General features: G+C 62.4%; 10 protein-coding genes. 5 read left to right on the forward strand and 5 right to left on the reverse strand.

The annotated features are described in order from the left end of the window. Window positions 1–86 precede the first annotated feature (86 nt). Window positions 87–1,646, forward strand: coding sequence for an LCP family protein (locus tag J2Y68_RS01065; protein ID WP_309988623.1), 1,560 nt, complete (start codon window positions 87–89; stop codon window positions 1,644–1,646). Window positions 1,647–1,710: 64 nt separating this feature from the next. Here J2Y68_RS01065 and J2Y68_RS01070 read toward each other — a convergent pair whose 3' ends face one another. Continuing rightward, window positions 1,711–3,663, reverse strand: coding sequence for a M13 family metallopeptidase (locus J2Y68_RS01070; RefSeq protein WP_309988624.1), 1,953 nt, complete (start codon window positions 3,661–3,663; stop codon window positions 1,711–1,713). A gap of 248 nt (window positions 3,664–3,911) precedes the next feature. On the opposite strand from J2Y68_RS01070, the gene leuA reads away from it, so the two are divergent. The 3 genes from leuA to J2Y68_RS01085 all read left to right on the forward strand — a co-directional run bounded on the left by leuA (window position 3,912) and on the right by J2Y68_RS01085 (window position 7,315). Further along, window positions 3,912–5,651 (forward strand): 2-isopropylmalate synthase, encoded by a 1,740-nt coding sequence (gene leuA / locus J2Y68_RS01075; protein WP_309988626.1) that lies wholly within the window; start codon window positions 3,912–3,914, stop codon window positions 5,649–5,651. Between the two features lie 84 nt (window positions 5,652–5,735). Beyond that, on the forward strand, window positions 5,736–6,488 hold the full coding sequence (gene recO, locus J2Y68_RS01080) for a DNA repair protein RecO (protein ID WP_309988629.1): 753 nt from the start codon (window positions 5,736–5,738) through the stop codon (window positions 6,486–6,488). A gap of 2 nt (window positions 6,489–6,490) precedes the next feature. Further along, the gene (locus J2Y68_RS01085; protein ID WP_309988632.1) at window positions 6,491–7,315 is read left to right on the forward strand and encodes an isoprenyl transferase; all 825 of its coding nucleotides are present in this window, start codon (window positions 6,491–6,493) and stop codon (window positions 7,313–7,315) included. A gap of 30 nt (window positions 7,316–7,345) precedes the next feature. Here J2Y68_RS01085 and J2Y68_RS01090 read toward each other — a convergent pair whose 3' ends face one another. The 3 genes from J2Y68_RS01090 to J2Y68_RS01100 are packed head-to-tail and all read right to left on the reverse strand — an operon-like array spanning window position 7,346 to window position 11,142. Then, window positions 7,346–8,419 (reverse strand): alpha/beta hydrolase, encoded by a 1,074-nt coding sequence (locus tag J2Y68_RS01090; RefSeq protein WP_309988634.1) that lies wholly within the window; start codon window positions 8,417–8,419, stop codon window positions 7,346–7,348. Continuing rightward, window positions 8,416–9,441: an alpha/beta hydrolase gene (locus tag J2Y68_RS01095; protein WP_309988635.1), complete on the reverse strand. Its 1,026-nt coding sequence runs from the start codon at window positions 9,439–9,441 to the stop codon at window positions 8,416–8,418. Before J2Y68_RS01095 ends, J2Y68_RS01090 begins: the two co-directional genes overlap by 4 nt. A gap of 9 nt (window positions 9,442–9,450) precedes the next feature. Continuing rightward, window positions 9,451–11,142: an FAD-binding dehydrogenase gene (locus J2Y68_RS01100; protein WP_309988637.1), complete on the reverse strand. Its 1,692-nt coding sequence runs from the start codon at window positions 11,140–11,142 to the stop codon at window positions 9,451–9,453. Window positions 11,143–11,210: 68 nt separating this feature from the next. On the opposite strand from J2Y68_RS01100, the gene J2Y68_RS01105 reads away from it, so the two are divergent. Continuing rightward, window positions 11,211–12,290 (forward strand): quinone-dependent dihydroorotate dehydrogenase, encoded by a 1,080-nt coding sequence (locus J2Y68_RS01105; protein ID WP_309988639.1) that lies wholly within the window; start codon window positions 11,211–11,213, stop codon window positions 12,288–12,290. A gap of 71 nt (window positions 12,291–12,361) precedes the next feature. Here the strand turns inward: J2Y68_RS01105 and J2Y68_RS01110 are convergent, their stop codons facing one another. Further along, window positions 12,362–12,955, reverse strand: a complete 594-nt coding sequence (locus tag J2Y68_RS01110; protein ID WP_211712343.1) for a DUF3043 domain-containing protein — start codon at window positions 12,953–12,955, stop codon at window positions 12,362–12,364. Between the last annotated feature and the right edge of the window lie 28 nt (window positions 12,956–12,983).

Here is a 12,983-nt window from a genome sequence, read left to right on the forward strand (position 1 = left end):
CGCAGTGTTGGTCCGATAAGGAACTTCCCAGAATCGGCAACTATGATTGCGGAGATTCAGGTGTTTGAGGAAAGGTAAACCGAATAGTGCGACGTCGTGACGCCCGCCCGCAGGGCACCGGCACCGCCGGCCCCGTTGCGGGACGCCATGGGGAGGATGCTGATGGCACCCCCCGGCATATGAAGGAACGCAAGGGACTGCCGCTCTGGTTGAAAATTACGACCGGTGTGGTTTCCCTGGCGCTGGTCGCCGGCGTCGCCTTTGCCGCTTTCTGGTTTATCCGCCTTCAGTCGAACATCACCAAAGCCCCTCTCAGCGCCGGCGAAAACCGGGATTCGGGGGTAGCGGCAGCAAATGACAAGACCGACCGGCTGCAGATCCTCATTCTTGGCTCGGACACCCGTGATGGAAAAAACTCCGACTACGGCAGCTCCGAGGACTCCACCGGCTATGGGCATTCCGACGTCATGATGCTGCTGGACATTTCCGCGGACAACAAGCGCGTCAATGTCATGAGCTTCCCCCGGGACCTGCTGGTTGATGTGCCGCAGTGTACCGACCACACCAACAACCAGACCTTCCCTGCCAGAAGTGGCGTGATGATCAACGAAGCCATGGCCGAGGCCGGCATTGGCTGTGCTGTGGACACTGTCAACAAGTTGACGGGCCTGGAGATCGATCACTTCATGATGGCGGACTTCAACGCCGTCAAGGAACTCTCCAAAGCTGTTGGTGGCGTTAATGTCTGCGTCAGCGATCCCGTTTTCGATCCGGACTCCCGCCTTCGCCTGCCCAAGGGCACTTCCCAGGTTGAGGGCGAACAGGCGTTGGCGTTCCTGCGAACCAGGCATGCGTTCGGCGACGGTGGCGACCTCGGACGGATCAAGGGCCAGCAGGCGTTCCTTTCGTCCCTGACCAGGAAACTCAAGGACGAAGGTACTTTGGGCAACCCACAGCGCCTGCTGCAAATTGCCGACGTTGTTACCCAGAACCTTACGGTGGACGACGGACTGGCTTCCGTGCCGTCCCTGCTGACGATCGGTGGGCGCCTGAAGGACATTGATGTTTCCAAGGTGGCCTTCGTCGCTGTTCCCACCCAGCCCGCTGCCATCGATCCGAACCGGCTGGAGCTGGCGGAACCACAGGCATCGCAGCTTTTCTCGGCGCTGCGGGCCGACCTTGACCTGACCTCACCGGGCGCTACCTCAAGCCCGGCTGCTTCCGGAAGCCCGACAGCGCAGCCCACGGCTACGGCGCCGGCCGTGCCCGCATACGACAAGGCCATCCAGCCGGTCGCGGTCGCCAACGGCAGCGGAATTGCTGCCAGGACCCAGGAAGTAATGGCTGTGCTCACGGGCAACGGCTTCGCCCAGGCGGTGTCCTACCTGGCGAACCCGGTGGACCAGACCGTGGTCTATTACGGAGCCGGTTTTGCGGATGTGGCCGCTGACGTGGCAACCCTCTACGGCATTCCGGCCACGCAGGTCCAGCAGGCAGCAGGAGTTGCCGGGGTTCAGCTCTATGTAGGCACCGACTTCGGTACGGGCTCTGTCTACGGTGCTGCTTCGGTGCCGCCGGACGTCGTCAACCAGACAGCCAGCGACGCCGTCTGCCAGCAGGTCAATCCGCTGTATATCGACCAATAGTTTATGAAGCCAAAAGAGGCCGGGCCATGTGGCCCGGCCTCTTTCTTGTGCTGTTGCCAGCCAATTACCAGATGCTGACCCGTTCTCCGGGTTCCATCCACATACCGTCGCCCTCGGCCACGGAGAACGCCTGGTGGAAAGCGTCGAGGTTGCGGGCAATGGCGTTGGTGCGGAACTCGTTGGGGGAGTGCGGGTCAGTAGCCAGCCTCCGGATCGCTTCTTCGGTGCGGATCACTTGGCGCCAGCCGGCTGCCCAGGACATGAAGAACCGCTGCTGTCCGGTGAAACCGTCGATGACTTCCGGCTCGGCACCGTCCAGGCTGAGCAGGTAGGCCTTGTAGGCGATGGCGAGGCCACCCAGGTCGCCGATGTTCTCGCCCAGTGTCAGCTTGCCGTTCACCTTGTGGTCCGGGGCTGCGTAGGGGGAGAGGGCGTCGTACTGTGCCACCAGTTTGGTAGTGAGAGCTTCAAAGGCAGTGCGGTCTTCTTCGGTCCACCAGTTCCGAAGGGCGCCCGTGCCGTCGAACTGTGATCCCTGATCGTCGAATCCGTGGCCGATTTCGTGTCCGATGACCGCTCCGATGCCACCGTAGTTCACGGCGTCGTCTGCGTCGGCGTTGAAGAATGGCGGCTGGAGGATAGCGGCGGGGAAGACGATTTCGTTCAGCATCGGGTGATAGTAGGCATTGACGGTCTGTGGCGTCATAAGCCACTTGGTGAGATCGACGGGCTTGCCGATCTCGTCAAGGTGCCTGTCGACGTCGGCATTGTGAGCACGCTCAACGTTGCCCAGGAGGTCAGCGGGGTCGATCTCGACGGCAGAGTAATCGATCCATTTTTCCGGGAAACCGATCTTGGGCCGGAACGCCTGGAGTTTCTTGAGGGCTTCAACCTTGGTTTCTTCGCTCATCCATGTCAAGGCGGAGATGCTGTCCCGGTAGGCCTCGATGAGGTTTCCCACCAGTGTCTCCATCCGGGCCTTGTGACCGGGAGGGAAGTGCCGTTCAACGTAGATTTGGCCTACGGCTTCGCCAAGCGCCGCTTCCACCACGGCAACGCCGCGCTTCCACCTCTCCTTGTTGCGGGGCGTTCCGCTGAGCGTGGTCCCGTAGAAGTCGAAGTTGGTATCGACGAAACCGGACGACAAATACGGGGCGGCCGAGCTCAGTATGCGCAGGGTCAGCCATTCCTTCCACGTTTGAAGCGGTTCGGATTCCAGTAGGGCAGCGGCACCGGCAAAGAAGTCCGGCGTGCTGACCACCAGCTCGGTCCGCTTGGCCGGGTCCACGCGTGCAGTTTCGAACCACGTGTCCAGCAAGGGAAACAGTGCCCGGGCCTCGTCTGCGGTCTTGAGGTTGTAGGTCTTTTGCGGATCCCGCAGCGTGACGTTGTCCCAGTGATGTGAGGCAAGGGCCCTTTCGAGGGCGACCACGCGTTCAGAGGCGGCCTGTGCATCAGGTATGGAAGCGAGGTTGAACATGGCGGCAATGTACTTACCGTAAGCCGCCACGATCGCTTCGAATTTTTCGTCACGGTAGTACGACTCGTCCGGCAACCCCAAGCCGCCCTGACCGATATAGAGAAGGATGCGCTCGGGATTTCCAGCATCAGGCGCCGGGTAGATGGAGAACAGGCCCGAGACATCGGCCCGGAACAATCGCCCGATCAGCGCCGCCAATTCCTGCGGGGAGTCAACGGATTCAACCTCCTGGAGCCTGCCGCGGACCGGGTCGAATCCTTTTTCCTCCGCCGCGGCCTCATCCATGAAGCTGGCGTACAGGCCACCGACCTTCTGTTCGACGCCGGTAGCTGAGTCCGCCTTCGCGGCAGCTTCCTCAATGATCGCCTTGACAGCCAGCTCGGCACCGTCACGCAGCGCGGTGAAGGTTCCTTCCAGCGGCCGGTCGTCAGGGATGGTCGTGCTGTTGAGCCACGCGCCATTGACGTGTTGGTAAAGGTCGTCCTGGGGCCGGACGTTGTGGTCGATGTTGGAAAGAGTGATCCCCGACTGTGGCACTGTGGCTCCTTGTGTGGACGCTGCAGCCGGCGTTTCCACCGTCGTGGCGTCTGCATAGTGGACGTTGCATGAGGTGTTGCACTGTCATCATACGCATCGTGTTACTGTGAATTTGTGCGTGCGGAAATGCTTCTTCTTAGCTGCCGCGGCGAGGCCTGAAAGCTATCTGACGCTGGGCCATCCTCGCCGCGGAGTTCCGTTGTGTCCGGCTAAGCTTTCACTTAGTTCTTTACAGAAAAGGCCACATCATGCGTAATGCACAAAAGCCCTCCGGTATGCCGATTCACCGCTACCTGCCATTCCAGGACCAGATCACTGTAGAGGTTCCGGACCGCACCTGGCCGGACGAGGTCATCACCAAAGCCCCTCGCTGGTGCGCCGTTGACCTGCGGGACGGAAACCAGGCCCTGATCGATCCCATGAGTCCGGCACGCAAGCTGAAGATGTTCCAGCTGCTCGTCAAGATGGGCTACAAGGAGATCGAGGTTGGATTCCCCTCGGCGTCCCAAACAGATTTCGACTTCGTTCGGCAGCTCATTGAAGGCGGCCACATTCCCGACGACGTTAGCATCCAGGTCCTGACCCAAGCACGCGAGCACCTGATCGAACGGACCTATGAGTCCTTGGTGGGGGCCAAGCAGGCCATTGTCCACTTGTACAACTCCACCTCGGTGCTGCAGCGGCGGGTTGTCTTCAACCAGGACGAAGACGGCATCATGGATATCGCCTTGCAGGGTGCCCGTCTCTGCAAGAAGTACGAAGAGACGCTGACGGACACGCACATTACGTACGAATATTCGCCCGAGTCCTTCACGGGAACCGAGCTGGAATATGCAGCCCGCGTTTGCAACGCCATTGCTGATGTCTTTGAGGCCTCCGCCGACAAGCAGGTCATCATCAACCTGCCCGCCACGGTGGAAATGGCAACGCCAAACGTCTACGCAGACTCCATAGAGTGGATGCACCGGAACCTGCACCCCCGCGAGGGAATTATCATCTCCCTGCACCCGCACAACGACCGCGGCACGGGAGTAGCAGCTGCTGAGCTCGGATACCTGGCGGGTGCGGATCGGATTGAAGGCTGCCTGTTCGGCAACGGAGAGCGCACCGGCAACGTGGACCTGGTGACCTTGGGCCTGAACATGTTCGTGCAGGGCGTTGATCCCATGATCGACTTCTCCGACATCGATGAAGTCCGCCGCACGGTGGAGTACTGCAACCAACTGCCTGTTCCGGAGCGTTCCCCGTACGGTGGCGACCTCGTATTTACCGCGTTTTCCGGCTCGCACCAGGACGCCATCAAGAAGGGCTTTGAGGCTCTCGAGAAGGACGCGGCAGCTGCCGGCAAGTCCGTGGACGACTTCACCTGGCAGGTCCCGTACTTGCCTATCGACCCCAAGGACCTCGGCCGAAGCTACGAAGCCGTGATCCGGGTAAACTCGCAGTCCGGTAAGGGTGGCGTTGCCTACCTGTTGAAGAACGAGCACAACCTCGACCTGCCGCGCAGGGCACAGATTGAGTTCTCCGGAGTCATCCAGCGACGCACCGACGCTGTGGGTGGCGAGGTCAGTGGTGCCCAGCTGTGGCAGATATTCCAGGACGAATACCTCCCCTCGGAGGAAGAGCAGGCCCAGTGGGGCCGTTATACCCTGGGCAGCGTGAGCACCGAGACCGACGAATCCGGTGCCATGACCATGAACGCAAACCTCAGGATCGACGGCGCCGAAGTGCGACGCACAGGCCACGGCAACGGTCCCATCGCGGCACTGCTGGACATCCTGCACCATGACGGCGTAGACGTCCGGGTGCTCGACTACAGCGAGCATGCGCTCTCTGAAGGCGGCAGCGCCAGTGCAGCAGCGTACGTCGAATGCGCTGTAGGTGAACGCGTCCTGTGGGGAGTCGGGATCGACCCCAGCACCACGACGTCATCGCTGAAGGCCTTGATTTCGGCAGTAAACCGGGCAGTCCGCGACGCCCAAGCATAGGTTCCTGCGGTGTGGTGACTGGATTTTCAGTCACCACACCGTCTGGCGGTCACGCCGGACCCGGGCGAAGTGCAAAGATTAGTTGTGGCCAATCCGTCGTTTGCAGCACGGTCCTATCGGGACGATGCCGTGGTGCTCCGCACCCATAAGCTGGGCGAGGCGGATAGGATCATCACCCTTTTGACCAAGCACCACGGGCAGGTCCGGGCCGTCGCCAAGGGAGTCCGGAGAACCAGCAGCCGATTCGGCGCGCGCCTCGAGCCGTTTATGGTCGCAGACCTGCAACTGGTCGCTGGCCGGACACTTGACATCGTGACGCAAGCCGTCGCCAAGGGTGCCTACGGAAGCGATATCGCCGCCGATTACGGTCGCTTTACTGTGGCGGCCGCAATGACCGAGACAGCCGAGAAATTGACGGATGCCGACACTGAGTCGGGGACCGCCCAATACAACCTGCTGGTAGGGGCTTTGGCCGCATTGAGCCGCTCCGACCATCCTCCCGAGCTCATTCTGGATTCGTATCTGCTTCGGGCCCTGGCCACCGGGGGGTGGGCGCCGAGTTTTACGGATTGTGCCCGTTGCGGCCGTCCCGGCCCGCACACTGCCTTCGCGGCACCGGTGGGCGGAATGGTGTGCAGCGATTGCCGACCGCCGGGGTCCCCGGCCCCCGCGCCGGAGACCGTGGAACTCCTCGGAGCATTGCTGACAGGCAATTGGAGCGTCGCCGATGTTTCGGATCCCCGGCATCGCAGGGAAAGTGCGGGGCTGGTGGCCAGTTACCTGCAATGGCATTTGGAACGCGCCGTGAAATCACTCAAACATGTGGAGCGAAGCTGACAGTGGCACTTGGCAAGAAGAACAAGTCAACAGTTGCGAGGACGGCACCGGTGGTGGCGCCTTATGGTCACCCTTCAGGGGCAGTGCCACCAAAAATTCCGAGTGAGCTCATACCCCAGCACGTGGCCATCGTCATGGATGGCAACGGGCGCTGGGCCAACCAGCGGGGGCTGCCCCGGGTTGAGGGCCACAAGGCAGGCGAGCCGGCACTGTTGGACGTCATGGCGGGTGCGATCGAACTCGGCATCAAGTACGTCAGCGTCTATGCCTTCTCCACCGAGAACTGGCGGCGGTCGCCTGAAGAAGTCCGGTTCCTCATGGGATTTAACAAGGACGTACTACGACGCCAACGCAATCAACTTGATGAGTGGGGAGTCCGGATCCGTTGGGCGGGTCGTCGGCCGCGGTTGTGGGGTTCGGTGATCAAGGAGTTGGAAGAGGCCGAGGACTACACGCGCGCCAACGACACGTGTACGTTGACCATGTGTGTTAACTACGGCGGACGGGCGGAAATCGCAGATGCCGTCTCGGCCATTGCCCACGATGTTGCGGCGGGGCGTTTGAAGCCCGGCTCCGTCTCGGAGAAGACCATCCAGAAGTACCTGGACGAACCCGACCTTCCGGACGTGGATCTGTTCCTTCGCAGCTCGGGCGAGCAGCGGCTCTCCAACTTCCTTCTCTGGCAGTCAGCCTACGCGGAGTTCGTTTTCATGGACACGCTGTGGCCGGACGTCGACAGGCGGACGCTCTGGGAGGCTGTGGAGATCTACGCCAAGCGGGATCGCCGCTATGGCGGGGCAGTAGATGCCGCACCCGTCGCCAAATAGCATGGCCGTGTTAACTGGGGTTGCGCAAACTCAGTAGGGGTAGGCCGCAAGCCAGACCGCGACGTCGCGGTAGGCCTGCTGGCGGACCGTCCGCCGGGACAGGAAGACGTCATGGAGGGCTCCGGGATAGCGGAAAACGGCCGTGCGCCGTGCCAGGCCCAACGCGCGCCGGGAGGTTTGCTCGACGTCGATGACAGCGTCGGCCCGCATGAGGTCCGCCGTCCATTCGGCCTGGATTCGTGTCCTCCCGGACAAGAGGACCAGGACTGGTGCGTCAATGTTGAGCTTGCGTTCCACGGCGGCGTGCCCGGCGAGCACGGCCTTGGTCCAGCCCGCCCGGATCGGAAAGGAAGCCCGGGGCCGCCACACCGGATCCAGGATCCACTCACCATGGGCTTCGTTGCTGACGCTTTCCCAGTACGCCGGCAGCTCGGGGAGCCTGAACGGTCGTTTTGGGTCGGTGCGGGCGAAAGGTTCCACCAAATGCATGGCGATACTTCGGACCAAGCTGCTGCCCTGCAGTTCCAGCCACGGCGAATTCAACACCAACGTTCCCACTCTGCCCGGATTGCGGTCAGCCCACAGGGCGGCGATGAGACCACCCAATGAGTGTGCAACCATGTGGATTGTTGGTGCCGTGCCGTTGCCGGTCCGGGCCATGACATCCCGTTCGATCTCCGCCAAGGCCACTGCCAGGTCCTCGTCGTAAACGCCAAGGTCCACTGTGTACCCCGGGGTCTGTCCCGGTAGGAGGCTGCGCCCGAATTTCCGCAGGTCCAACGCATAGAAGTGAAAGCCCGAGGCTGTGAGGTACTCGGCGAGTTCGGTTTGAAGGAAGTAGTCCGCCCATCCGTGCAGGTAGAGGACCGCCCTTGGGGCGCCTCCGGGATCTGCCGGTGCGGCGCGGCGCTTGCGCTTGGTGAAAGACACCAGGAAATCCAGGACACCCTGCGGGGCGGGCTGGCTGACCGGAGGTGCATGCCTGACCAGCGTCGCCTTGACCTGCCCCTCTTCATCCGGCTTCAGTGGCAGGTCCATGCATTCAAAGCCGTGGCCCAGGATGTCACGTCTCCATCTGGTCCCGGTTTCCTCTGGAACGGTCATCTGTCCCCCTTGTGTTGTTCATCCGGTGCTTCGTCCTGCATGAAGCCCTTGATCCATCGGGCCAGGCGGCCGTAGGCGTCCTTCCGTACGGCCGGTGCAGACAGGAAAACGTCATGGAGGCCGCCATCGATTCGCTCCAAAGTGACGGTCCGGCCCAGTGCCATGGCCCGCAATGCCATGACGCCGACATCGAGCACGGCGTCTGAACGGCGCATGGATTCGTGCCACACCATGCCGTTGGCGCTGGCTGAGGAGATCAGGACCAGGACGGGCATTTCCAGATGCAACCCGCGAGCCACCTGGGATTGGCCGGCAAAGACGGCGCTGAGCCATCCAGCCCGAACGGGAAAGGCCATGGGAGGCCGGTACTTCTCGTCCAGGTGCCATTCGCCCTCTGCGGAACTGCTGATGCTGCGGAAGTAGAATCCGCGTTCCGGCAATCTCAGGACGGTTTCGGGGCGAAACCTCGCCAAAGGCGCCACCATGGCGTGCGCTGCCCGGCGAACCATTGAACTGCCATGCATCTCCAACCAGGGACTGTCGAGAATGAGGTACTGGACCATTCCAGGGTGTCGGCTCGCCCAGAGGGCGGCTACGAGCCCACCAGTGGAGTGACCCATGAGTGTCAGGCTTTCAGCCGGGGACCCTGAACGGTCCTTGCGAATCGCCTCGATGGCCTGGTTGATCTCGGCGTCGTAGTCGGTCAGGTTGGCAACATAACCGCCGGGATGTCCGGGCTGGAGGCTTCGTCCATGGTTGTGCATGTCCAGCGCATAGAACTCATATCCCTGGCCCGACCAGAACTCCGCGAGCTCGGTATTGAAGAAGTAGTCACTCCAGCCGTGCAGGAACAGGACAACGCCCAGCCGTCGCGCCGAACCGTTTACTTCGCTTGCTGCCTGGGGCAACGGATCCGCCCGATAACGGATCAGCGTGGCATGACGGACCACGCCATCCGGTCCTGCGGCGTCTATGCTGCAGGACTGGAAGCCGGTTCCCAGGATGTCGGCGGTCCACTCCATGGGTCCAGCTTAGACAAAGGCGGCTGCCTGCCCTCCCGCCACCCTTCCGGTGAAGAGGCAACCTCCCAGGAACGACCCTTCCAGGGCGCGGTAGCCGTGGATGCCTCCGCCGCCGAAGCCAGCAGCTTCTCCCGCGGCGTAGAGCCCTGGAATGGCTCGTCCTTCGTCGTCCATCACCCTGGATGACAAGTCCGTCCGGAGGCCACCCAGGCTCTTCCTGGTCAATACCGAGAGCCGGATAGCGATAAGCGGACCGTGCGCAGGGTCGGTCAGGCGGTGCGGGGGAGCCACCCGCATCAGCTTGTCGGTGGCAAACCGCCTCGCTGCCCTGATGGCTGCAAGCTGCGGATCCTTGCCTAGCCCGCTGGCCACCTGCCGATCCCGGGCACTCACCAGGGACTCCAGTGCCTCGCGCTGGATGAGGTTGTCGCCCACCAAGTGGTTCATTTCTGATGCGAGCCGCCCGGGGGTGGCCGCCTGCAAAAAGTCCACACCCCGGTCCAGGAATCGCTGGATGGGGGAGTCGCCTCCAGCCCTCAACCGCGAGGCAAGGAGCCTGACGTCCTTGCCAGTCAGGTCAGGGTTTTGTTCGGAACCTGACAAAGCGAGTTCCTTCAGGGCAATGGTGCGGTTGAGGACGAACCAGGAATGGCTGTGGCCTGTTGACACGATGTGACGGAGGGCGCCAAGCGAGTCATAACCCGGGAACAGTGGTGCCGGCAGTTGGTGTCCCTCCGCATCAAGCCACAAGGATGAGGGCCCGGGAAGGATGCGGATGCCGTGCATTGGCCACACGGGATCGTAGTTATGGATACCTTCCGGGTAGTGCCACATCCTGTCACCGTTAATCAGGGCGGCGCCGGCGGATTGAACCACTGAAAGGAAGTCACCATCGACTGAGGCGGGCACGCCGCTGAGCATGTGCGCCGGCGGCCTGCCCCCGGGCCATTGGCGCCGGACTGCTCCATGGTTGGCACCTATGCCGCCAGTGGTGACCACAACCGCTCCGGCCGAAGCCTCGAATTCGTCAACGGCGAGCCTGGACGAGGCCTGGCCCCGCACCGCCGTCGACGGTTCCAGGACTTCTCCGACAACGCCAGCTACCTTGCCGGCTGTCATGGCAAGGGCCAGGGCCCTGTGCCGAAAGTGGAGCGACACCCTTCCGGCTTCGACTCCTTCGAGCACCTTTCCCAGGAACGGTTTCACCAGTGCTGGTCCCGTGCCCCAGGTGACGTGGAAGCGGGGTACCGAATTGCCGTGTCCTTGTGGCCCATATCCTCCTCGCTCCGCCCACTGGACCAGCGGAAAGATACCGACCCCGAGGCTCTTCAGCCAGGCCCGCTTTGCGCCGGCGGCGAAGTCCACATAGGCCTCGGCCCACTCCCGGGCATTCGAATCCACCGGTCGGTCGAAAGCAGCGGAGGCCAGCCAGTCTGAAAGTGCGAGGTCCTTGCTGTCCTTCACCCCCAGCCGCCTCTGCTCGGGCGTATTCACCATGAAGAGGCCGCCGAAGGACCAATGCGCCTGGCCGCCAACCGAAGCTTCCGGCTCCTGGTCCAGAATGGCCACCGACTTGCCCGCTGCGTAAGCTGTGGCGGCAGCAACGAGACCCGACAGGCCCGCCCCAACCACGACGACGTCGGCAGCGATCCTGTTGCTGCTGCCGTGGGGATGATGTGCGTCACTATTTTCCGGCGGCATGCGTACATGCTAGCGCCAGGTTCGGTCATGGGTTTGGCGAGTTGTCCGCGAACCGCAAAACTAAGACCATGCGTTTTTACCCCACATTCTTTAAGTTGGCTTTCTCCTGGATGGATGCCGAGAAGGCCCACAAGATCGGATTCCAGGGAATCCGTGCAGCCCACCGCTCGGGCGCAGGCCGGGTCCTTGCCCGCATGACCGCCCCCGATGCTTCCCTCCGCACCGAAGCGCTGGGCCTAAGCTTCCCGTCGCCGTTCGGACTGGCAGCGGGTTTCGACAAGGAAGGCCACGGTATCGAGGCCCTGACGGAGCTGGGTTTCGGCCACGTCGAAGTGGGGACCATCACGGGCCAAGCGCAGCCGGGCAACGAAAAACCACGCCTGTTCCGCCTGATCGAGGACCGGGCTGTCATCAACCGGATGGGATTCAACAACGACGGCGCTGCTGCTGTTGCGCCCCGCCTCAAGTCCGCCCGGGCTGCTTTGCAGAAAGCCCACCGGGACATCAGGCCCATCATCGGGGTGAACATCGGCAAGACCAAAGTGGTGGACCTCGACGACGCCACGGAGGACTACCTGGTGAGCGCCCGTAGCCTGGCTCCTGCCGCGGACTACCTTGTAGTCAATGTCAGTTCGCCCAACACGCCGGGCCTGAGGTTGCTGCAGAACGTGGAGACCCTGCGTCCGTTGCTGCGGGCCGTAGGAGACGCTGCAGACGAAGCCGCCGGACGCCACGTACCACTGCTGGTCAAGATCGCCCCGGACCTGTCCAACGAAGACATCGACGATGTGGCCAAGCTCGCGCTGGACCTCAAGTTGGATGGAATCATCGCAACCAACACAACGATCTCCCGCGAAGGGCTCGCTTCTGACACTGCCAAGGTGGAATCCATCGGTGCCGGAGGCTTGTCGGGGGCGCCCCTCAAGCAGCGGTCCTTGGAGGTCCTTCGCAGGCTCAAGGGGGCTGTCGGCGATGACCTCGTGCTCATCGCAGTGGGGGGCGTCGAATCACCGCAGGATGTCCAGGAGCGTCTCGAGGCCGGCGCCACGCTGGTACAGGGCTACACCGCATTCCTTTATGAAGGTCCGTTCTGGGCGGCTCGGATCAACAAGGGCCTCGTGAAACTCCGGCAGGCCTCAGGCCGCTAACGTCGAACAATGAATGAAGGCCCCGGACCAATCGTCCGGGGCCTTCATTTTTTTTGACAGGGGTCGGGGCCTTAGGCCGGGTACTGCCCGCGCTTTACCTGCGGCTTGGGCAGGCGAAGCTTGCGGAACTGAAGGGCGCGCATGCATCCGTACCAGACGGAGCCACGCTCTACTTCGCCGAACTTCTCAGTGAGCTTCTTCCGCAACTTGCGAGAGAGGATGAAAACATCGACGAACACCGCGAGGAACATGATCCAGAAGCCCACCAGGACGTAACTGATACCCGCGCTCGTGGTGGGAATGATCAAGGAGATGACAACAAACAACAGGGCGCCGAACATCAGGTACTCGCCCAGGCTGAACCGTGCGTCGACGTAGTCGCGGACATACCTCTTCTGGGGACCCTTGTCCCGAAGCGGCAGGAATTTTTCGTCACCCGTATCCAGTGCCTGCCGCATCTTCTGCCGCTGGTCCTGGATGGCCACCCGTTCCGCCGCTTTGGAAGCCTTACGGTCGGTGGGCACCAGCGGGCGCTTGCGGGCTGCCTCCTGGTCCTTCCGCCTGGGCGTGGGGGCGCCCTTTCCGGCTACGGGCTCCTGGGCGGTGGCATAGGCCTGGTCTACTACTGATTGAGCGCTGGGCTCTTCCTTTTTGCGTCCGAACACCCCTACAGAATACCCCGCACGGAGGTGG

This window comes from Paenarthrobacter nitroguajacolicus (genome assembly GCF_031455195.1).
Lineage (GTDB): Bacteria > Actinomycetota > Actinomycetes > Actinomycetales > Micrococcaceae > Arthrobacter > Arthrobacter nitroguajacolicus_D.